This window comes from Nocardioides antri, from assembly GCF_008373765.1.
GTDB lineage: Bacteria > Actinomycetota > Actinomycetes > Propionibacteriales > Nocardioidaceae > Nocardioides > Nocardioides antri.
In genome coordinates, this window is sequence record NZ_VUJW01000009.1 from 191,680 (window position 1) to 212,354 (window position 20,675).

The following is a 20,675-nucleotide window of genomic DNA, read 5'->3' on the forward strand; positions in this document are numbered from 1 at the left end:
CTGGCTCAGGCCGGCGGCAACCCGTAGCCGAGTCGCACCTCACGACGGCCCTTGCCGTCGCAGGAGCGCGAGTCCGACGCGAAGTGGTTGCGCTTCGCCCGGTTGAAGCAGCGGTAGATCGGCACGGTCGCCTCGGTGGCAGGGTCGGGGTCGGGAGAGATCCAACCGACCCGGCGCACCGGCCGCTCGCGGCCACCACAGGCGACGGCCCGCAGCAGGTAGTCCTTGCGCTTCTTGCACTCGAACACCTGGCTGTAGCCGCTGACCGACTCGCCGGCGAGGAAGCCCTCGCCGCCCGCCGCCTTGAATGCGCTCTCCATCGGGCGCTCGGTCGACGTGCGGCGCCGACCGTCACTCCGCCGGAAGTAGGTCGTCAGCGCGACCCGGTTCACCCCGGCACCCGAGGTGATGGTCACCTTCCGCCGCATGAGGTAGCGGTCCGTGAAGTCGCCGCCCGGGAAGAGCTTGACGTAGTAGATGTAGAACACCTGGCCCGAGGTGGACGAGTTGCCCGTCACCGACACGATCGAGGGGTAGGCGTAGAGCTGCTTCGTCCGGGTCGTCCGGTCCCAGTTGTCCACCAGCCGGTCGCTGCTGTTCGACACCGGCGGGTAGATCGGCTCGGCGCTCGTCCACGCCGTGGTGCCGCTCGTGGGGTCACTGCCGTCGAGCGGCGGGTTGCTCGCGATGCCGTTGGACACGTACAGGCGATGGCCCGAGCTGCCCGACGCGTGCAGCGCTACGTTGCGGTTGAGGTAGGAGTTGGGGATGATCCCGCGGGCCATCGGGTTGATGTTCCGCATCGGGTTCGAGTTGCCGCCGAGGCCCTCGTTGCCGGTGCCGCCGAAGTCGCACTGGGTGTCGGCAAGCACGGACGGCTTGTAGCAGTGCCACTTCCTCCACGTGCCGCGCGCACCCAGGTCGTCGACGTGCGAGCGCGCGACGTGGAGCCCACGGGTGGTGTTGGTGTTGGAGTCACTGGCGGCGTAGAAGAAGTACAGGAACTCGCCGTACTGGACCAGTCGGCCCATCGCCAGGTCCTCGGACTTCGGCCCGGTCATATCGCTGTCCTGGGTGAGGACCTGTCCGGTCTTCTGCCAGGTCCGGCCGGAGTCGTGGGAGACCGCACGGCCGACCGAGGAGACGGTGCTCTGGTCGCGATAGATGCAGCGGTTGTTGTCGCCCCGACCGGCGGCCTCGGCGTGGTAGAGCGCCATCCAGCGGCTGCCCCGCTTGTGGATCGAGCCGATGAGCCACGCGCCGCACTTGTCGAAGCTGCCCGCCCGGCCGCGCCGGAGGATGACCCGGGGGCGGACGAGCTTCGCGTTGTTCCGCTTCGAGGTCACGCTGTAGGAGTCGTTGTTGCTGATGAAGCCGAGCAGCTTCCCGGACGCGGTGCGCTCGGAGAAGAACGGGAAGTCGGTGAGGCCGCTGGGCCCGAAGATCCGCTCCTCGGGACCGACCTCGACCGTGTGGTTGTCCAGAGGCCCGGCGGTCGGCACAGCAGTCGCGGCCGCACGGCCGGCGGTGTCCGCGTCGGAGGGCGTGGCGCCGATGACGGCCCCCGCCGTGGCGGTGCACGCCAGCATCGCCACGAGGGCGGTCCAGCGGCGGCTGACGTTTCGGCCACGATCAAGCACCGGCGTACGCCCCATTCGACGAGACCTCCCCCAACTTCGAGCGGCCGCTCTCCCGGCGGCCAGGGTGGATACTACGCAAGGTTTTGCGCCGCCACCGGCGAATGCACAACTCGCCCGAGTTAAGTCTTGGCGGGGACCCGGGGCCCGGGGGCGCTGCGCTAGCCTGTCGCGGCACTGCATCAGGAGGCGGATTGTGGGAGAGCCCGGGAGCGTCGTACCGGTCGATCTGGTCCTCCACCTCGGTCCGGGCAAGACGGGCACCACGACCATCCAGCGGATGCTGCGACAGCACCGCGCCGAGCTCGCCCGGCAGGGGGTCCTGTACCCGGTCAGCCCCGGTCAGGAGCGGCACACGAAGTTCGGCCTGTCCTTCCGGGGCGACGCGGAGCTCGCGAAGCAGCCTGCGTGGAGCCGCATGCGGCCACAGTCACCCGAGCGCTTCCGACGACGCGTCCACCGGCTGCTCCGCGCAGAGATCGCGGAGGCCGGCCTGCCCTGCGTCCTGATCTCGGACGAGGCCCTCTTCAACCTCGGTCGCGACGCGCTGGAGCGTCTCCGCCGGTTCACTGACAGCGTCGGTGCCCGCGTCAGGCCGGTCGTCTACCTCCGCCGGCAGGACGACCACCTGTTGAGCCTCTACCAGCAGCAGGTCAAGATCGGTGAGACGCGGCGCCTCACCGAGTGGGCCGCGGGCGACCGGACCCGGATCTACGACTACGCCCGCCGGCTGGCTGACTGGCGCGACGTGGTCTTCCCGAGCACGTTCGCAGTGCGGCGGTTCGAGCCGTCGGCGTTCCGCGGCGGGTCGCTCGAGGCCGACTTCCTCGCCGCCGCGAAGGTCTCCGGGATCACTCCGTCCGTCACGGCCAGGAGCAACGAGAGCCTCGACGCGGAGACCGTCGAGTTCCTCCGCGTGTTCAATCTCTACGAGGTCGAACGGCACGGTGAGTCGCCGGGCGTCATGGACCACCGGCACCTCACCAGCGCGCTGGCCGGCCACAGCGACGGACCCACCCTCACGCTCCCACCGGCGCAGCTGGAGTCGTTCATGGCGCGCTGGCAGGAGCCGAACGAGCGCGTCGCCCGGGAGCACTTCGGCGAGCCCGAGCTCTTCCCCGCCCCCCGCAGGACCCGCACCACGACCCACCTCCAGGTGCTCGACCCGGCCAGGGTCGACCACTTCGCCGACCTGTGCGGGCTGCCGGAGGCGGTGCGGGAGGACCTCCGCAGCATCGCCGCCCGTGAGGCTCAGTCGTTCGCCGCGAGGTCGTCCGGCAGATGAGCGCTTCCGCACCTCCCGAGGTGGTCCTTCACATCGGCTCTGACAAGACCGGGACCACGTCGCTCCAGCAGCTGCTCCGCCGCAACCGCCGGGAGCTCGCAGGCCGGGGCATCCTCTACCCCCGTGCACCCGGCCCGGTCCGCCACGCCGGTCTCGGGCTCTACGCCCGGCCGGACCATGCGCTCCTCGAGTCGCGCGACTGGCTGCGCGGCGGGTACCCCGCACCTGACGTCTTCCGGAGGCGGCTCCGGCGCCGGCTGGTCCGGGAGGTCGCGACGTGGGCACCGGCCCGGGTCGTGCTCTCCGACGAGTCGCTCGCCCGGATGGCGCCGGACTCGATCACCCGGCTGCGGGGCCTGATCGACGCCCTGGGAGGCCCCGTGCGGGTGGTCGTCTACCTCCGGCGGCAGGACGACCACCTCGTGAGCCGCTACCAGCAGGCGGTCAAGGTCGGCGAGGTGCTCCCGCTGGCCGCGTGGGCGCTGCGGGACTTCAGCAGCATGTACGACTTCGCGGCTCTGCTGAGGAACTGGCAGGGCGCGCTGGGCCCGAGGGAGATCGTGGTCCGGCCGTTCGAGCGGGCGCGGTTCTCCCAGGGGTCGCTCGAGCAGGACTTCCTCGACGCGACCGGGATGGACGTCCGGCTCGCCGACCTCCGCCCGGTCGAGCTGCGCAACGAGAGCCTCGGCGTGGAGGCGGTGGAGATGCTGCGCATCCTCAACCTCCACCGGCGGGAGAACCAGGGTCTCCCCACCTGGCAGATCTCCAACCGCGACCACGTCAAGCGGCTCCGGGGCACTGAGTCGGGCCCGCAGGTCACGCTGCCGGAGCCCGACCTCGACCGGTTCATGCAGCAGTGGGAGGAGTCGAACCGGCGGGTGGCCGTCGAGCACCTCGGAGACCCCTCGGGCGAGCTCTTCCACGCGCCCCGCAGGACGGAGGGCACCACGACCGACCAGGTCCTCGACCCGGCGCGTCTCGACCACTACCTCGCGTTGATGGAGATCCCGGAGCAGCAGCACGGCGCGATCCGCCGCATCGCCGAGCGCGAGGCGGCCCGAGGTCAGACCGACGGCAGTCCGTAGCCCAGGCGCGCTTCCCGCTCGAACCCGAGGCACTGGGGATCGGTCGACGCGAAGTGGTTCCTCGACCGCTGGTTGAAGCAGCGGAAGATCGGCACCGTGGCGTGACCGGTCTCGGTCGGCGAGATCCAGCCCACCCGGCGGTACTTGCTCTCTGCGGACCGGCACCGGCGGGTGCGGAGCCGGTAGTCGCCGTTCTTCACGCACTCGAAGACGTCGATCCAGCCGTCGTGGAGCTCGCCGTTGCTGAGCAGGTACCCGTTGGTGGACTGAGCCCGGAAGGACTTGCTGACAGGGACCTCGGTCGTCGTACGCCGCCGTCCGTCCTTCTTCCTGAAGTACGTCGTGAGCGCGACCCGGTGCAGGCGGGAGGGGTCGTCCTTGGTGAGGGTGACCCGGCGGCGCATGAGGTGGCGCTGGGGGAAGTCGTCACCCGGGAACAGCTTGACGTAGTAGATGTAGAACACCTGCCCGGACGTGTTGGAGCTTCCCCTGGCCGACAGGATCGAGGGGTAGGCGTAGAGCTGCTTGGCGCGCCTCGTGCGGTCCCAGGTGTCCACCAGCGGGTCGTCCGGTCGGGACACCGGTGGGTAGATCTGGATCGAGCCTGCCCACGCCCGATCGGTGCTCTGCGGGTCGGCGGGATCGAGGGGAGGGTTCGCGTCGTGGGTGTTGGAGACCCACAGCCGGAAGCCGCGCGTGCCCGTCGCCGCGAGGGCGATGCTGTGGTGGAGGTAGGTGTTCGGCACGATCACCCGCGCCATGGGGTCGATCAGCTCGATCGGCGCCGCCTTGCCACCGAGGCCGGCGTTGCCCCGGCCGCCGAACCCGCAGGTCCTCTCGGCGAGCCGGGACGGCCGGTAGCAGTGCCACTTCCGCCACGTGCCGCGCTTGCCCAGCTCGGAGACCCGCGAGCGCGCGACCAGGAGGCGGCGCTGGGTCCCCTGGCGGTAGACGCTCCCGCCGTAGAACAGGTAGAGGTAGTCGCCGTACCGCATGAGGCGGCCCAGCGAGGCATCCTCCGTCTTCGGGCCGTCGAGGCGCCGGTCCTGGGTCACCACCTGCCCGGTCTTGCGCCAGGTCCTGCCACCGTCGTTGGAGACCGCGCGACCGACGGACGAGACGGTGCTCTGGTCCCGGTAGATGCACCAGTTGTTGTCGCCCTTGCCGGCGGCCTCGGCGTGGTAGAGGCCGACCCAGCGGCGCCGGGTCTTCTTGAAGACCGAGCCGATCAGCCAGGCGCCGCACTTGTCGAACGCACCGGGCCGGCCGCGCTCGAGGATCATCTTGGGATCGCGGATCCTCCGGTTGTTGCGGGTCGAGACTCGGTAGGAGTCGTTGTTGCTGATGAAGCCGAACAGCCTGCCGGACGGGCCGCGCTCGGAGAAGTACGGGAAGTCGGTCAGCCCGGTGGGCCCGAAGACCCGCTCCTCCGGCCCGACCTGCACCGTGAACCCGACCAGCGGTGAGGTCGCCCCGGCAGCCGTCGCGGAGCGGCGCCCTGCGTCGGACGGGGTGGCCCCCACCACCGCCCAGGTGGTGACCACGCACGCCGTCAGCGTGGCGAACGCGATCCAGCGCCGCCCGGCGCCCTGGGCACGACGAAGGACAGGGTGCGACAACATTCGGTGGGAGCCTTCCCGGCTGGAAGAACATGCGTGCGAGAGATCGATCCTACGAGCCGAGGTGCAACCGTTCCACCGGTTCGCGCACGTTCGCAGGCGACGGGAGGACCGGCGGCGCCTCCTCAGCAGCTCGGCGGGTCGTCGATCGCGGGGCGCCCTGCGTTAGCCTGTCGCGGCACCGTGACGAGGAGGAGCTATTGGGCGAGCCCGAGCGAGCCGAACCGGTCGACATGGTCCTCCACATCGGGTCCGGGAAGACCGGGACCAGCACCATCCAGCGCGTCCTGCGACGCAACCCCGAGGTGCTCCGCGGCGCCGGCCTGCTCTACCCGCGGACGCCGGGCAAGGTCCGGCACACCCGCCTCGGGCTGTACGTGCGGCCGGACGACGAGCTGGTGCGCCACGCGGACTGGCTCACCGGCGACTACGAGGACCCCGCCGCGTTCCGGCGGGAGTTCCGCCGGCGCCTCGACCGCGAGATCGCCGGAGCCGGCGCGTCCGGGGTCGTCTTCTCCGACGAGGGCCTGTTCAGCGCCGGTGACCGGACGATCCGCCGGATGCGGCGGTTCGCCGACCGCCTCGGCGGACGGGTGCGACTCGTGGTCTACCTCCGCCGGCAGGACGACCACCTGGTCAGCCGCTACCAGCAGGTGGTCAAGATGGGCGAGACCACGCCGCTCACGACCTGGATGAAGCAGGACTGGGTCGGCACCTACGACTACCACCTGCGTCTCACGAGCTGGCAGGACCTCGCTCCCGACGACTTCGTCGTGCGCCGCTTCGAGCGCGACCGGATGGTCGACGGCTCGCTGGTGTGCGACTTCCTCGACGCGGCGGGCATCGCGGCCGACGAGTCGGCGCTGTCACACACCGAGGTGCGCAACGAGAGCCTCGGTGCCGAGGCCATCGAGATGCTGCGGATCCTCAACATCTACCGGGTCGAGCACGAGGGCGAGCGACCCGGCCTCTTCGGCAACCACCACCACGTCGTCAAGCTGCGCGAAGTGCCCACCGGACCCGTGCTGACGCTGCCGGGGCCGGAGCTGGACCGGTTCATGGCCACCTGGGCCGAGCCCAACCGGAGGGTCGCTCGCGAGTTCTTCGGCGAGACCGGTGAGCTGTTCCGGGCCGACCGGAAGTCGGGCGACACCACCACGGAGCAGCGCCTCGACCCTGCGCGCCTGGACCACTACTTCGAGCTGCTGGACATCCCGGAGGCCCAGCACGCCGCCATCCGGCGGATCGCGAAGCGGGAGGCGCGCCGCAGGCGGAAGGTCAGCGAACGAGCGGCTCGACGGCACTTCGCACGACGGCGGGCAGAGCGGTGACCGGTCGTGCGGGATCGGTGTTGTCGACGTACACGTGGACGAAGCGGCCCTCGGCCGCGGCGAGCGCACCGTCGCCGTCCGCGTCGCCCTGGAAGATGCCGACCCGGTAGACGATCGACGAGGAGCCCAGCCGCTCGACGTAGATGCCGAGGTCGAGCGAGCCCGGGTAGGTGACCTCGCTGAAGTAGCGGCAGGACACCTCGGCGACCACACCGATGGCCGGCAGCTCCCGGATGTCGGTGCCGACGGCGGCCGCCAGCTGGTCGTTGACGACCGTGTCGATGAGCTCGAAGTAGCGGGCGTTGTTCATGTGGCCGTAGACGTCGATGTCGGCCCAGCGCAGGGTGGCGCTGTCCCAGGCGACGTACGACGACCGCGGCGGCCGCTCCTTGTTGCTGGTCGAGCCTGTCGAGGCCATCAGGCGGACTCTTGGCGGAGCCGCTGGCTGATGACGGTCGAGACGCCGTCGCCGCGCATCGTGACGCCGTAGAGCGCGTCGCCGACCTCCATCGTGCGCTTCTGGTGGGTGATCACCAGGAGCTGGGAGTTCTCGCGCAGCTCCTCGTAGATCTCCAGCAGCCGCCCGAGGTTGACGTCATCGAGAGCTGCCTCGACCTCGTCGAGGATGTAGAAGGGCGAGGGGCGTGCCTTGAACAGGGCGACGAGGAACGCGACCGCGACCAGCGACCGCTCGCCGCCGGACAGCAGCGACAGCCGCTTGACCTTCTTGCCCGGAGGCCGGGCCTCGACCTCGACGCCGGTCGTCAGCATGTTCGACGGGTCGGTGAGCACCAGCCGGCCCTCGCCGCCCGGGAAGAGGCGCGAGAAGGTCTGGTCGAACGCCTTGCTGACGTCGGCGTAGGCCTGGGTGAAGACCTGCTCGACCCGGGCGTCGACGTCCTTGACGATGTCGAGGAGGTCCTTGCGCGTGGCCTTGAGGTCCTCGAGCTGCTCGGTGAGGAACTTGTGGCGCTCCTCCATCGCGGTGAACTCCTCGAGCGCCAGCGGGTTGACCTTGCCGAGCATGGTCAGCGCCCGCTCGGCCGAGCGCAGCCGCTTCACCTGCTCGTCCCGCACGAAGGGCACGGTGCGCTGCGCGGCCTCGGCGGCCTCCTCGAGGGTCTCCCCCTCGGCGGGGACCTCCCACACCGGCACGGGCTGGTCGGGGCCGTACTCGGCGACCAGTACGTCGGCCTCGATGCCGAGCTCGTCGAGCGCCTTCGCCTCGATCTGGTCGATCCGCATCCGCTGCTGCGCGCGGGCCATCTCGTCGCGGTGGACCGAGCTGACCAGCTCGTCGTGCTCGCGGCCGAGCTCGCGCAACCGGCCGCGCACGGCCATCAGCTCCTGCTCGCGGCCGCGACGGGACTCCTCGACCTCCTGGCGCGCGCGCATCCCCCGGTCGATGGAGACCTCGAGCCGGCCGAGCACGTAGGACACCGCCGTGGCGACGGCCCGTCCGGCCCGGCCCTCCCGCAGCAGCCGCTCGCGTCGCTCGGCCGCGCGGGCCCGTGCCTGGCGCTCCGCCTCGGCGGCCCTGCGGATCTGGTCGACCCGCCCGTGGAGCGCGCGCCCGCGCTCCTCGGAGGTGCGCAGCGCGAGCCGCGCCTCCATCTCGGTCTGGCGGGCGCCGCGTGCCGCCTGGACGAGCCGCTCCTGCTCGGCGGTGTCGGGCTCCTCGTCGCCGGTGTCCTCGGCCGACGCCAGCCGCTCCTCCAGCTCCGCGATGCCCGCCGCTGCCTGCGTGCGGGCAGCCTCGGCCTGGGCGATCGCCTCGGCGAGCCGCTCCGCCTCCGCCCGCGCCGACCGGGCGGCCGAGCCGTGCTGGCCCAGCTCCTCGGCCACCGCGGCCAGGGTGGCATCGGACTCGTGCAGCTTGGCCAGGGCGACGTCGGCGCGCCGCTTCGCCTCCTCGCGCTCGGCCTCGAGCCGCGCCAGGTCGAACCCGAGCCGCTCGCTGGCGGCGACCGCCTCGGCGAGGGACGCGGTCGCCTCGTCGACGGCAGCCTGGATCTCGATCAGGCTCTGCTGCTCGTGGGAGCCGCCGGCAGCGAAGTGGGAGCCGAGCAGGTCGCCGTCGCGGGTGACCGCGACCAGGTCCGGGAGGTCGGCGACCAGGCTGCGGGCCGCGGCGAGGTCGTCGACGACGACCGTCTTGTGGAGCAGACGGGTCAACGCTCCGCGGACCTCGGTCGGGCAGTCGACGACGTCGACGGCGTACGACGTGCCGCCGGGCAGTGCCGGCCAGCCGTCCCGGTCGACCGCGCCTCCGCCGAGCAGCAGGCCGGCGCGGCCGAGGTCTTCGGACTTGAGGTGGCTGATGGCGGCCACAGCGGCGTCGGCGTCGGTCACCGCGACCGCGTCGGCGGCAGCGCCGAGGGCACTGGCGACGGCGGCCTCGTAGCCGGACCGCACGCTCACCAGCGCGGCGACCGAGCCGAGCAGCCCGGACAGCGTGTCGGAGGCGGCGAGCAGGGCGCCCGCGCCGTCCTTGCGGGCCAGGCCGAGCTCGAGCGCCTCCTTGCGGGCACCGAGCGCGGACTTGTCGCGATCGGCCTGCTGGGCCTCCTCGCGGGTCTTGGCGAGCCGCTCGTCGATGTCCTCGAGCGCCGCGACCGCGGCCTCGTGCTCGGCGTCCAGGCCCTCCTCACCGGCGTCGAGGCCGGCGACCCTCGTCTCGAGGGCGGTGAAGTCGTGGTGGGCGCGCTCGGCGCGGGTGAGGGCGTCCGCGCGGGCGGCCTGGAGGCGGCCCATCTCCTCCTCGGCCGCGGTCGCGCGGGAGCGCAGCGCGTTGACCTGGCCGTGGAGGCGCGCAAGACCCTCGCGACGGTCCGCGGCAGCGCGGAGCAGGCCGGCGACCCGGCGCTCCTCGTGGGCGGCGGCGTCCTCGGCGGCCTTGCGAGCGTCCACCGCCTGCTCGAGGGCTGCCTGCTGCTCGGCCACCAGGGCGAGGATCTCGGCCTCCTGCTCGGCCAGCCGGTCCGCCTCGGCGTCGAGCTCGTCGGGGTCCCTCCCCTGCTCGGTCTCGGCCTCCTGCACGCCGGCGGCGTTGCGGACCCGCTCGACGGCCAGGCTCTGGGTGCCGCGGAGCCGCTCCCGGAGCGCGCCGAGGGAGGAGAGCGTCTCCTGCGCCGCCGAGAGCGCCGGCAGGTCCTCCCGCAGGGCCTCCTCCAGGGCGGCCTCGCGCTCGCGGGTGATGGCGGTCTCCTGCTCGACCTCCTCGCGGCGGGCGACCAGGACGCTCTCGTCGGCCAGCTCCTGCTCGAGGGCGGTGCGGGCTGCGACCAGGTCGTCGGCGAGGATCCGCGCCTTGGCGTCGCGGACGTCGGCCTGCACGCTGGCGGCCCGGCGGGCGACCTCGGCCTGCCGGCCCAGCGGCTTGAGCTGCCGGCGGATCTCGCTCAGCAGGTCGTTGAGGCGGGTCAGGTTGCCGTCGGTCGAGTCGAGCTTGCGGAGCGCCTTCTCCTTGCGCTTGCGGTGCTTGAGGACGCCGGCGGCCTCCTCGATGAACCCGCGCCGGTCCTCCGGGGTGGCGTGCAGGATCGTGTCGAGCTGGCCCTGGCCGACGATGACGTGCATCTCGCGGCCGATGCCGGAGTCGCTCAGCAGCTCCTGCACGTCGAGCAGCCGGCAGGGGGTCCCGTTGATGGCGTACTCCGAGCCGCCGGTCCGGAACATCGTCCGGCTGATCGTCACCTCGGAGTAGTCGATCGGGAGCGCGCCGTCGGAGTTGTCGATCGTCAGCATCACCTCGGCGCGGCCGAGGGGCGGGCGGCCCGACGTACCGGCGAAGATGACGTCCTCCATCTTGCCGCCGCGCAGGCTCTTGGCGCCTTGCTCGCCCATCACCCAGGCGAGGGCGTCGACGACGTTGGACTTGCCGGAGCCGTTGGGCCCGACGATGCAGGTGATGCCCGGCTCCAACCGCAGCGTGGTCGCCGATGCGAAGGACTTGAACCCCTTGAGGGTCAGGCTCTTCAGGTACACCCAGGCTCCCTTGATCGGACGGTCACGGCCAACGCGGCGCATCGGATCCTGTCAGGTGACCCGGTGCGCGCCGTCGCGGGGGAAGCTCGGCGGTCCTCAGCCTACCGGTCCGCCTCCGCCGACCTGCGGATCTCCTCGTCGGCGTGGGCGATCCGGCCGAGCTCCCCCCACAGGCAGGCCAGGATCAGCCCGGAGCCGACGAAGCCGAACCAGTACGGCGCCGTGACGCCCCACTGCTTCGCGATGAGACCGCCGAGCGCGGACCCGGCCACGACGCCGCCCATCATGAAGATCACGTAGACGCTCGCCACCCGCCCCTGCAGCTCGTCGGGCACCGCCCGCTGGCGGACGCTGCTCGCGGTGGCGCCCCAGTACGACTCGTGGATGCCGAAGAGCAGCAGGATGCCGCCGGCGACGACCGCGGACGACGTCCAGGCCAGGGTGAGATGGGTGAGCGTCTCGAGCAGGAGACCCCACCGCATGATGTTGCGGATCGCCACATGGCGCTCCAGCCAGCCGTACGACGCCGCGCCGATCACGCCGCCGACCGCGGTCGCGGTCAGCAGCGCGCCGTAGCCTCCGGGCCCGAGCCCGAGCCGCTCCTGCGCGTAGTAGACGAGGACCGCGAACGCGGCGCCGTACGTCACGTTGAAGGTGACGATCTGGAGGTTGAGGGCGCGCATCGCCGGGTGCCGCATCGACCACCGGAAGCCCTCGACGATGTCCTGGAGGACGTGGGTGCCCTCGCGGGACCGCTCGACCGGCGGCAACAGGATCCGGGCGAAGAGCAGCGCGCCGAACGCCATGCACACCAGCTGGGCGACGAACGGCCACACGACGCCGGCGGTGAAGAGCGCCGCGCCGATGGGCGGCCCGGCGAGACGGTTGATGCCCATGAAGCCGAACTGGAACCGCGCGTTGGCGACGCCGAGATCGGACCGCGGCACGATCATCGGCAGCACCGTCGTGTGCGCGCCGTCGGCGAAGGTCTCCAGGGTGGCGATGACGAACAGCGCCGCCAGCAGGACCCCGATGTCGACGCGGTCGGTGGCGATGAGAGCGACCAGCCCGACGAGCACCACCGCGCGCCCGATGTCGCCGGTCAGCACCATCAGGCGGCGGTCGAGCCGGTCGGCCAGCGCCCCGGCGAGCAGCCCGAAGAGGAAGGGCGGGGTCCACTGCGCGACCGCCGCCATCGCGATCAGCCGCGGGTCGTCGGTCAGCGAGGCGACGAGGAGCGGGCCGGCTGCGACGGCGATGCCGTCGCCGAGGTTCGACATCCAGCTGGACGCCAGCATCCACCGGAACCTCGGACCGAGCCGAGCCGGGACGACTGCGTCGAGGATGCGTCCCACGAGACGGGGACGCTAGTCCGTGGCGGTGTCAGGGCGCCATCGATTTCCGCCGACGGCGGAGAGAGAACGAGCCGGACTCAGGCCGGCTGCATCTCCTGCGCCGTGTCGCCGGTGAGGATCTCGGCCGCCCGGGCCGACATCAACTTGTCGTTCTCCTCGCTGAGACGGAGGACGAGGGACTCCAGCTCGGCCACCCGGTTGCGCAGCCGAGCATTCTCGACGGCGAGTCGGGGGTCGCGGAGGTCGCTGTTCAGGTGCCCGATCAGCGCCTTGGCCATGAAGTGAGCCTTCCGGTGGGAAACGCGTGGACCCGGTTCCCGGGCCGTCTCCAAGAGTCCCACTTCCGGGCGCTCGGGTCAAACCCGGCGGACCGTCTTCGGGAGCCGCGGAACGGGCTGGCAGCGGGGGCAGAAGAAGGAGGACCGGTTCATGAAAGCGACCCGGCGGATCGGCGTACCGCAGCGCCCGCAGGGCACGCCCTCCTGGCCGTATGCCGACAGGCTGCGGTCGAAGTAGCCGGACTCGCCGTTGACGTTGACGTAGAGCGCGTCGAAGGACGTGCCGCCCTGTCCGAGGGCCTCGGTCAGCACGTCGCGGACGTGCCCCAGGAGCTCGACGACCTGGCCGCGCCGCAGCCGGTGGCCGGGTCGGTCGCCGTGGAGCCGCGCCCGCCACAGCGCCTCGTCGGCGTAGATGTTGCCGACACCGGAGACCAGCCCCTGGTCGAGGAGCAGCCGCTTGATGCCGGCCTCCCGCCTCCGGACCCGTACGACGAACGTCTCGTCGTCGAACTCCGGGTCGAGCGGGTCACGGGCGATGTGAGCGATCTCCGGCGGGAGCTCGGCTCCCCCGGCCGACACCAGGAGGCCGCCGAACATGCGCTGGTCGACGAAGCGGAGCTCGGCGGGGCGTGGAATACCCGGTCGACCGGGTATTCCACGGGTTGTCGGCTGTTGCAGAGGCGGACAACCCGCGGAAACAGCGGACAACCCTCCCCCCTCAAGCACGAACCGCACCCGCAGGTGCCGCTCGTCGGGCGCGCCGGCCCGCTGCACCAGCATCTGGCCGCTCATCCCGAGGTGGCCGAGGAGGGCGTCGCCGCTGTCGAGCGGGAGCCAGAAGTACTTGCCGCGGCGGCGGGCGGCCCCGACCCGGCGGCCGGTCAGCACGGCGGCGAACCCCGCGGGGCCGCGGGGGTCGCGCCGGACGGGGCGCGGGTGGAGCACCTCGACCGCGTCGATCCGGGCGCCCAGAACGTGGCGCTCCAGGCCGGCGCGGACGACCTCGACCTCGGGCAGCTCGGGCACGCGGCGCCCGTCAGTCGGTGGCGTCGGCGGGCGTGGACACCGCGGTGAAGATCTCGCCGTAGGCGGTCTCGGCGGCGCCCTGCTCGGCTTCCTTCTTGGAGCGGCCGGTGCCGTTGCCGTAGAGCTTGTCGGCGACCCGGACCTGGGCGGTGAACGTCTTGGCGTGGTCGGGGCCGTCGTCCTGGATGACGTACTCAGGCACGCCGAGGCTGTGCTCGGCCGCGAGCTCCTGGAGCGACGTCTTCCAGTCGAGCCCGGCGCCCATGGCGGAGGCGGCCTCGAGGAGCGGGTCGAAGAGCAGGTGGACGACCTGCGCGGAGGTCTCCATGCCGGCGCTGAGGTGCACAGCGCCGATCACGGCCTCGACCGTGTCGGACAGGATCGAGGCCTTCTCGCGGCCGCCGGTGGTCTCCTCACCGCGGCCGAGCTTGATGTACTGCCCGAGGCCGATCTTGCGGGCCACCTCGGCCAGCGCGCGGGCGTTGACGACAGCCGCCCGGAGCTTGGCCAGCCGGCCCTCGGAGAGGTCCGGGTGGGCTCGGTAGAGCGTCTCGGTGACGACGACGCCGAGCACCGAGTCGCCCAGGAACTCCAGGCGCTCGTTGGTCGGCAGGCCGCCGTTCTCGTAGGCGTACGACCGGTGCGTCAGGGCGCGGTCGAGCAGCTCGGGGTCGAGCTCAGGATCCCCGAGCGCACGACGGAGGTCGTCGTAGGCGCTGATGGCCAGGTGCCTGGGTCAGGCGAGCTGGATCAGAGGACCTGGCGGCGGTCGGCCTTGGCGCCGTACTGGCCGCACGTGCCGCACGCACGGTGCGGGAGGTGCTTCGCACCGCAGGCCGGGTTGGCGCAGGTCACCAGCGTGGGGGCGACAGCCTTCCACTGCGAGCGACGGTGCCGCGTGTTGCTGCGCGACATCTTCCGCTTCGGAACAGCCACTGTCTTCTCCTCGTGTGTGTCCGACCGGCCCCCTTGTGGAGGCCGGACGGTTCGCCGTGTCTTGTGGGCTTAGTTCAGGTCGTCGTTCTTGAGCTCGGCCAGCGCCGACCAGCGGGGATCCACGGCCGCGTCGTGTGTGTGGTCCGGGTCATCGGCCAGGCGGGCCCCGCACTCGGGGCACAACCCGGGACAATCCGGCTGGCACAGCGGCTGGAACGGCAGTGCGAGCACCACCGCGTCCCGCAGGAGCGGCTCGAGGTCGACCAGGTCGTCCTCGAGTCTGCTGGTCTCGTCGTCCTCCTCGGAGTCACCCCGCTCACCGTGCCGAGTGTCGTCGTACACGAACAGCTCCTGGAACGTCACCTCGATGTCCTCGTGGATCGGCTCCAGGCACCGCGCGCACTCGCCCTCGACCACGGCCTTCGCCGTGCCGGTGACCAGGACTCCCTCCATGACCGCCTCGATCCGCAGGTCGAGCTCGACCGGCGAACCTTCGGGGACAGAGAGGACTTCGATGCCCAGATCTGCCGGGGCCGGGGCCGTGAGCGTCATTTCCCGCTGGGACCCCGGGCGGCGGCCGAGCTCGCGAGTATCGAGCACGAGCGGCGCTCTCGGGTCCAGGCTGGTCATGGGCACTCCCGGTCCGGACACAACAGATCAGCGAGAAGCGTAACGGTCGGCACGGAGCCCGACCAAATCTGACGGCGGGCGCGACCCTCAGGCACCCGCCTGCCGCTCGGCGAGCCGCGCGGTGAGCCGCTCGAAGACGGCCTCGGGCACCAGCCCCGAGACGTCACCGCCGAACGACGCGACCTCCTTGACCAGGCTGGAGGAGACGAACGACATGCTCGGGTCGGTCATCAGGAACACCGTCTCCACGTCGGTGAGGTGGGCGTTCATCTGCGCCATCTGCAGCTCGTAGTCGTAGTCGCCGGAGCCGCGCAGGCCCTTCACGATCGCCTGGGCGTCGATCTCACGGCAGAAGTCGGTGACCAGGCCGGTGAACCCCTGGACCCGGACGTTCGGCCACGGGGAGACGGCGTCGGCGATCATGTCGAGCCGTTCGTCGGAGCTGAACAGCCGGCTGGACGACTTGGCCTTCGACTTGTTGACCCCGACGGCCACGACGACCTCGTCGAAGAGGGCCGACGCACGGCCGAAGATGTCGAGGTGACCGTTGGTCACCGGGTCGAACGAGCCGGGGCAGACAGCACGACGCATGCCGCCACCGTAGTGGCTACGAGAGGGGGCGCTCGCCAGCCGCCGCGTACCAGAGCGTGGTCTCTCCGTATTTCTTCCTCGCCTTCTTCCCGGGAAGCGGCACCACGCCCTCCGGCCAGGTCGGGGCCGGGCTCCGGGAGCCGCGTTCCACGACCACCAGCGCGTCCTCGGCCAGCCAGCGGTGGACGACGAGCAGACCCAGCGCCTCCGCCAGGTCGGGCTCGCTCAGCGGGTACGGCGGGTCGAGGAACACCAGGTCGACCTCGGCCCACGCCGGCTGCGCGAGGAACGTCGCCACGGGCTGGGCGACCACCTCGACGATGGACCCCAGGGTCGTGGCGTTGCGCTCGATCAGCTGCGCCGTGGACCGGTCGGCCTCCACCGCGATGACGTACGACGCCCCGCGCGACGACGCCTCGAGGCCGATCGCGCCGGAGCCGGCGTACAGGTCGAGGACGCCGATCCGGTCCAGGACGCCGAAGTGCGCCTCGAGGGTCGAGAACAGTGCCTCTCGCACCCGGTCGCTGGTCGGGCGGGTGCCGTCGCCCTTCGGGGTCTCGATCCGGCGACCGCCGAAGTCCCCGCCGATGATGCGCGTCATGACTTGTCCACGAAGTCGCCCTGCTGGGAGCGCTCGAGGTCGGCCACGGCGTCGGCGAGCAACGGGGAGTCGGCCAGCGCCGGGTCGCGCTCGAGCAGCCTCTCGGCCGCCTCGCGCGCCGCCACGATGGTGTCCTCGTCGCGCAGGACGCGGAGGTTCTCGAGGCTGGAGCGGCGACCGGCCTGGGACGCGCCGAGGACGTCACCCTCGCGCCGCTGCTCGAGGTCCACCCGGCTCAGGACGAACCCGTCGGTCGTGCTCGCGACGGCGTCGAGCCGCTCGCGGGCCGGGGTCAACGGGTCCTCGACGTTGGTGACCAGCAGGCACAGCCCCGGCAGGCCACCGCGTCCGACCCGGCCGCGGAGCTGGTGGAGCTGGGAGACCCCGAACCGGTCGGCGTCGAGGATCACCATGGTCGTCGCGTTGGCCACGTCGACGCCGACCTCGATGACGGTCGTCGACACCAGCACGTCGATCTCGTGGCCGGCGAACGCCCGCATGGTCGCGTCCTTCTCGTCAGCCGGCAGCTTGCCGTGGAGGCGTGCCACCCGCAGCCCGGCGAGCGGGCCGGAGGCGAGCATCTCAACGACGTCGTCGACCGCCGCCAGCGACCGGGTCTCGGTCGGGAGGGGGTCGCCCTCGTCGTCGACGTCGCGCACCTCGGGCTGGTCCGCCTCGGCATCGTCGCCGGCGATCCGCGGGCAGACGACGTAGACCTGGTGGCCCTTCTCGACCTCCTCGCGCACCCGCGCCCAGACCCGTTGGATCCACGTGGGCTGCTCGGCGAGCGGCACCACGTTGGTCTGGATCGGGGCGCGGCCGGCGGGGAGCTCGCGGAGAGTCGACACCTCGAGGTCACCGAACACCGTCATCGCGACCGTGCGCGGGATCGGGGTCGCCGTCATCACCAACAGGTGGGGAGGCACCTGGGCCTTGCCGACCAGCGCCGCCCGCTGCTCGACGCCGAACCGGTGCTGCTCGTCGACCACCACCAGCCCGAGGTCGGCGAACTGCACGTGCTCCTGCAGCAGGGCGTGGGTGCCGATGACGATCCCGGACTCGCCGCTGGCCGCCCGCAGCAGCGGCTCCGCGCGCTGGGTCTTGGTCATCGAGCCGGTCAGCAGCTCGACCCGGGTGCCCTCGGCGGCGCCGAAGATCGTGCCGCCCTGGGCGAGGTCGCCGAGCATCGTGACGATCGAGCGGTGGTGCTGCTGGGCGAGCACCTCGGTCGGCGCCAGCAGCGCGGCCTGGCCGCCGGAGTCGACCACCCGGAGCATCGCCCGCAGGGCGACGAGCGTCTTGCCGGAGCCGACCTCGCCCTGGAGCAGGCGGTTCATCGGATGGGGCTGCGCGAGGTCGTCCGCGATCTGCTCCCCCACCTCCCGCTGGCCCTCGGTCAGCGTGAAGGGCAGCCGGTCGTCGAACGCCACCTGGAGCGCGCCGTCGCCGCCGGTGCGGGCGGTCGCGCCGAGCTCCCGGAACGCGCGCCGCCGCCGGGCCAGGACGAGCTGGGTGACGAGTGCCTCCTCGAACCGGAACCGGTGCTGCGCGCGGTCGACCTGGTCGCGGCGGTCGGGAGTGTGGATCCAGTCGTACGCCGTGAGCACGTCGAGCACGTCGTACTCCTCCCGGACCGCGTCCGGGAGGAGCTCCGGGATGTCGGCGACCTGGCCGCGCGCGGCGCGGACGGCGCGGCTGATGTCCCACGTCTCGATGCCCTTGGTGAGCGGGTAGATCGGGTAGAGCCCGCCGATCTGGTCGACGATGCTCTCGTCGCCGTCATCAGGGTCGGCGACGCCGAAGATCGTCATCGCCGGGTTCACCAGCTGCCAGTCGTTGCGGAACCGGTCGGCCCGGCCGAGGAACACGCCGCGCCGTCCGACCGCCACCCTCCGGGCGTGCCACTCGGCCGTCCCCTTGTTCTTGGCGAAGAACGTCATCCGCAGCTGCGGGCCGTCGGTGCTGAGCACGGCCTCGACGCGGTAGGCAGGGCGTCCCGTGCGGCGGTCCTTGTAGGTGTGCTCCTTGCACTCCACGATCTCGCCGACGACGCAGAGGAGCTGCCCGATCTTGAGGTCGTGCACCTTCGTGAGGGTGCCGGTCTCGAGGTAGCGCCGGGGGAAGTGGCGCAGCAGGTCGCCCACCGTGCGCAGGCCGAGCGTCTCCTCGAGCTTCTTGCGCTTCGCGGGCGTCACCTTGCCGAGCACCGCGGCGATCGGTGAGTCGAGGGTGGTCAAGCCCGGGCGCCCTTCTCTTCGAACCTCTTGGAACACACGGTCACTCGACGGACATCAGGAGCGGGTAGCGCTCCTGGCCACCGTCGTACACCACGGTGTCGACATGGGGGTGGTGCTCCTCGACCCACGCCACCGCGCGGTCAGCCACCTCCGGGGACTCGGCGCCGCGGACGAGGGTGACCAGCTCACCGCCAGCCGCCAGCAGCCGGTCGAGCACGGCGATCGCGACCTCACCGAGGTCGTCGCCGATCTCGACGAAGTCGCCGTGGATGACGCCGAGGACGTCGCCGGGGGTGCACGGACCGGCCGAGGTCATCGCCTCCTTCACGGCGACCGTGACGGCGCCATGCTTCACGTGGCGCGCGGTGGCGGTCATCTCGGTGACGTCCTGGTCGAAGGTCCGCCCGGGCTCGTGGACCGCGATCGCCGCCAGGCCCTGGACCTGCGCCTCGGTCGGGATCACCGAGATCCGCAGTCCCTGCCCGACCCCGTCGGACTCCGCCGTGCTCGCGGCGACGCGGGCCGCACGCACCGAGTCGGGGTCGTTGGGGAGGACGACGATCTCCTGGGCGCCGCTGCCGGCGATCGCGTCGAGCAGCTGGCCCGTCGACGGCCGGCGGCCCGGGCCGCCCTCGACCACGAGCGCGCCGGCGTCGGAGAAGAGCTGGGCGAGGCCGGGGCCGGCGGCGACGGCGATCACGGTGCGGCCGACGGGAGCGTGGGCACGCGGTGCGGCGACCGGCTCGCCGGCGGCCGCGGCGATCTGCTCCGCGAAGTGCGTGACGCGGATCCGGTGCGGCCGCCCGATCGCGAGCCCGGCCTCGATCGCCGCCCCGACGTCGTCGACGTGGGCGTGCACGTTCCAGAGCCCGTCGCCGCCGACGACCACCACCGAGTCGCCGAGCTCGCCGAGCCGCGCGCGAAGCGGCGGGATCTCGCCGTCCTGGGTGTCGAGGAGGTACATCACCTCGTAGGCCGGGCCGTCGCTGCTGAGGTCGCCGGCACCGGCTGGGGCCAGCTGGGGCACCGGGATGACGTGCTGCCCGAGGGGCTGGGTCACGGGGACCGGGCGCTTGCCGGTGAGGACGGTCTCGGCCGCGTCGAGGATGACGCAGATCCCCCGGCCGCCGGCGTCGACGACGCCCGCCCGCGCGAGCACGTCGAGCTGCTCGGGCGTGTGGCCGAGCGCGACCCGCGCAGCAGCGGCCGCTGCCTTGAGGACGTCGTGGGTGCGCGCGGCCGGGTCCTTGACCGCCTCGGCGGCGGCGTCGGCCGCGGCGCGGGCGACGGTCAGCATCGTGCCCTCGACCGGCTCCCCCACGGCGGCGTAGCTCGCCTCGGTCGCCTGCCGCAGCGCCTGCGCCATCACCTCGGCGTTGCGCTCGTCTTTGCTCGCCGAGGAGATCCGGCGTGCGATCGCCCCCATCATCTCGCTGAGGATCACTCCGGAGTTGCCGCGGGCACCGAGCAGCGCGCCCCGGGAGAACGCGGAAAGCGCGGCCCGCTTCGGGGCGCCCGGGACCTCGCGGATCGCGTCCCGCGCGGCGGCGATCGTGAGGTACATGTTCGTGCCGGTGTCGCCGTCGGGGACGGGGTACACGTTCAGCGCGTCGATCTCCTCGCGCGCCTCCGACAACGCGTCGACGGCGATGTCGACGAACCGCAGCACGGTGTCGAGCTCGATGCCGCCAGCCATGGGGGTCAATCTAGTGTGGGTCCCAGGATTTCTGGCTCATGCCCACCGTCGGCTAATCTGATCCGGTTGCCCTCTCAGGGGGCCACCCCCGAACTTGAGTCAATCCGATCCGTAGGAGTCAACCGTGGCTGCCGTCTGCGACATCTGCGCGAAGAAGCCGGCCTTCGGCAACAACCGGCCGTGGTCGCGCAAGATCACCAAGCGCCGTTTCAACCCGAACATCCAGCGCGTGCGTGCCAAGGTCAACGGCACCCCGAAGCGGCTCAACGTCTGCACCGGCTGCCTGAAGGCGGGCAAGGTCACCCGCTGACCTCCCGCTCCTCCGGATCGGCCGCCACCTGACGTGGCGGCCGTTCTCTTTTTTGGACGACGCTCGCG

At 71.9% G+C, this 20,675-nt stretch carries 18 protein-coding genes; 4 read left to right on the top strand and 14 right to left on the bottom strand.

From position 1 onward, the window contains the following. Positions 1–5 precede the first annotated feature (5 nt). On the bottom strand, positions 6–1,640 hold the full coding sequence (locus tag F0U47_RS15485) for a DUF4185 domain-containing protein (RefSeq protein ID WP_149751375.1): 1,635 nt from the start codon (positions 1,638–1,640) through the stop codon (positions 6–8). 193 nt (positions 1,641–1,833) lie between these two features. On the opposite strand from F0U47_RS15485, the gene F0U47_RS15490 reads away from it, so the two are divergent. Continuing rightward, positions 1,834–2,922: a hypothetical protein gene (locus tag F0U47_RS15490; RefSeq protein ID WP_149751376.1), complete on the top strand. Its 1,089-nt coding sequence runs from the start codon at positions 1,834–1,836 to the stop codon at positions 2,920–2,922. Then, positions 2,919–4,007 (top strand): hypothetical protein, encoded by a 1,089-nt coding sequence (locus F0U47_RS15495; RefSeq protein ID WP_149751377.1) that lies wholly within the window; start codon positions 2,919–2,921, stop codon positions 4,005–4,007. Before F0U47_RS15490 ends, F0U47_RS15495 begins: the two co-directional genes overlap by 4 nt. Here F0U47_RS15495 and F0U47_RS15500 read toward each other — a convergent pair. Next, entirely contained in the window at positions 3,986–5,629 is a 1,644-nt protein-coding gene (locus tag F0U47_RS15500) for a TopoII/MutL transducer domain-containing protein (protein ID WP_149751378.1), read from the bottom strand. The genes F0U47_RS15495 and F0U47_RS15500 overlap by 22 nt on opposite strands. Positions 5,630–5,826: 197 nt before the next feature. Between F0U47_RS15500 and F0U47_RS15505 the strand changes: the two genes are divergently transcribed. Beyond that, the gene (locus tag F0U47_RS15505) at positions 5,827–6,957 is read left to right on the top strand and encodes a hypothetical protein (protein ID WP_149751379.1); all 1,131 of its coding nucleotides are present in this window, start codon (positions 5,827–5,829) and stop codon (positions 6,955–6,957) included. Here F0U47_RS15505 and F0U47_RS15510 read toward each other — a convergent pair. The 12 genes from F0U47_RS15510 to F0U47_RS15565 form a co-directional block, all read right to left on the bottom strand. After that, the gene (locus F0U47_RS15510; RefSeq protein ID WP_149751380.1) at positions 6,905–7,375 is read right to left on the bottom strand and encodes an acyl-CoA thioesterase; all 471 of its coding nucleotides are present in this window, start codon (positions 7,373–7,375) and stop codon (positions 6,905–6,907) included. The genes F0U47_RS15505 and F0U47_RS15510 overlap by 53 nt on opposite strands. Then, entirely contained in the window at positions 7,375–10,944 is a 3,570-nt protein-coding gene (gene smc, locus F0U47_RS15515) for a chromosome segregation protein SMC (protein ID WP_149751381.1), read from the bottom strand. Before smc ends, F0U47_RS15510 begins: the two co-directional genes overlap by 1 nt. Before the next feature lie 101 nt (positions 10,945–11,045). Then, complete coding sequence (locus F0U47_RS15520; protein ID WP_149751382.1) at positions 11,046–12,299, bottom strand: MFS transporter; 1,254 nt, start codon at positions 12,297–12,299, stop codon at positions 11,046–11,048. 77 nt (positions 12,300–12,376) lie between these two features. Further along, on the bottom strand, positions 12,377–12,577 hold the full coding sequence (locus F0U47_RS15525) for a hypothetical protein (protein WP_149751383.1): 201 nt from the start codon (positions 12,575–12,577) through the stop codon (positions 12,377–12,379). A gap of 78 nt (positions 12,578–12,655) precedes the next feature. Beyond that, positions 12,656–13,606, bottom strand: coding sequence for a bifunctional DNA-formamidopyrimidine glycosylase/DNA-(apurinic or apyrimidinic site) lyase (mutM, locus tag F0U47_RS15530; RefSeq protein WP_149751384.1), 951 nt, complete (start codon positions 13,604–13,606; stop codon positions 12,656–12,658). A gap of 10 nt (positions 13,607–13,616) precedes the next feature. Beyond that, positions 13,617–14,333: a ribonuclease III gene (rnc, locus tag F0U47_RS15535; protein ID WP_149751385.1), complete on the bottom strand. Its 717-nt coding sequence runs from the start codon at positions 14,331–14,333 to the stop codon at positions 13,617–13,619. Positions 14,334–14,356: 23 nt separating this feature from the next. Continuing rightward, the gene (gene rpmF, locus F0U47_RS15540) at positions 14,357–14,542 is read right to left on the bottom strand and encodes a 50S ribosomal protein L32 (protein WP_149751386.1); all 186 of its coding nucleotides are present in this window, start codon (positions 14,540–14,542) and stop codon (positions 14,357–14,359) included. Positions 14,543–14,611: 69 nt separating this feature from the next. Next, positions 14,612–15,172, bottom strand: a complete 561-nt coding sequence (locus tag F0U47_RS15545) for a YceD family protein (RefSeq protein WP_149751387.1) — start codon at positions 15,170–15,172, stop codon at positions 14,612–14,614. A gap of 87 nt (positions 15,173–15,259) precedes the next feature. Further along, a complete protein-coding gene (gene coaD / locus F0U47_RS15550) occupies positions 15,260–15,763 on the bottom strand; it encodes a pantetheine-phosphate adenylyltransferase (RefSeq protein ID WP_149751388.1) in 504 nt (167 codons plus the stop codon). Between the two features lie 16 nt (positions 15,764–15,779). Beyond that, positions 15,780–16,364 carry a 16S rRNA (guanine(966)-N(2))-methyltransferase RsmD gene (gene rsmD / locus F0U47_RS15555; RefSeq protein ID WP_149751389.1) on the bottom strand — a complete coding sequence of 195 codons (585 nt, stop codon included), beginning with the start codon at positions 16,362–16,364 and terminating at the stop codon, positions 15,780–15,782. Then, positions 16,361–18,601 (bottom strand): ATP-dependent DNA helicase RecG, encoded by a 2,241-nt coding sequence (locus F0U47_RS15560; protein ID WP_149751390.1) that lies wholly within the window; start codon positions 18,599–18,601, stop codon positions 16,361–16,363. The genes rsmD and F0U47_RS15560 overlap by 4 nt, the downstream gene beginning before the upstream one ends. A 40-nt stretch (positions 18,602–18,641) precedes the next feature. Beyond that, positions 18,642–20,297 (bottom strand): DAK2 domain-containing protein, encoded by a 1,656-nt coding sequence (locus F0U47_RS15565; protein WP_149751391.1) that lies wholly within the window; start codon positions 20,295–20,297, stop codon positions 18,642–18,644. 124 nt (positions 20,298–20,421) lie between these two features. Between F0U47_RS15565 and rpmB the strand changes: the two genes are divergently transcribed. Next, positions 20,422–20,607 carry a 50S ribosomal protein L28 gene (gene rpmB, locus F0U47_RS15570; RefSeq protein ID WP_149751392.1) on the top strand — a complete coding sequence of 62 codons (186 nt, stop codon included), beginning with the start codon at positions 20,422–20,424 and terminating at the stop codon, positions 20,605–20,607. Positions 20,608–20,675 lie beyond the last annotated feature (68 nt).